The 610-nt window shown below is 66.6% G+C and carries 1 pseudogene; it reads right to left on the bottom strand.

Going from position 1 to position 610, the window contains the following annotated elements:
- Window positions 1-238: 238 nt before the first annotated feature.
- Window positions 239-508: pseudogene (locus ACRYR8_RS21215) on the bottom strand (transposase); the annotation flags it as partial.
- Between the last annotated feature and the right edge of the window lie 102 nt (window positions 509-610).

The following is a 610-nucleotide window of genomic DNA, read 5'->3' as shown; positions in this document are numbered from 1 at the left end:
GTCTATCGTCAGGCCTCGCTGGGCCCGGAGAGCACAGTGCTGACCCGCCGGCCGCCACCACCACCGAGCCTGCCAGAACAGGACCGGCTGCACCCATGAGGAGAGCACGAAGGGTCCAGGTGGGTACGGCGGATGAGCTTGGTCGCCTCCATCGTTCCCGGCCAGGCCCTGCGTGCTCCAACGCCTTGCCCATCCGGCCCACTCGAAGCCTCACGCCGCTACTGGGAAAGGCTCACTGCCATCCCGGAATCAGTTGCGCCGTGCTCTTGGTTCGTCCGTAGACGTGGCAGAACAGCCGCGCGGCGCTGGTGGTGGCGTTCGGGCGCAACCAGCAGGTGACGTCGACGGCCAGCACGAGTCGGCCTCGCTCAGTGCGCGGCAGCGGCAAGGCAGCGAGGTGATCCCGCAGCTTTTCGTCGTCGAGGTCGCCATGACCGAGAGCGTCGTACATCGCACCGTGGCCGCGACGATGTTCGGCGACCAGACTGTGAAGCGTCACGGCTTTCATGCCGCTTCCTGATGAGTCAGGATGACGATCATGCCCCAGCGGTACCCCGCCGAGGTCCACGACCGAGCGGTGCGGATGGTCCTGGACCACCAACGCGACTAA

This window comes from Kineococcus esterisolvens (assembly GCF_050871405.1).
Classification (GTDB): Bacteria; Actinomycetota; Actinomycetes; order Actinomycetales; family Kineococcaceae; genus Kineococcus.
Note: the sequence above shows the minus strand (reverse complement) of the source record. Positions and strands in the feature narration are given on the sequence as shown.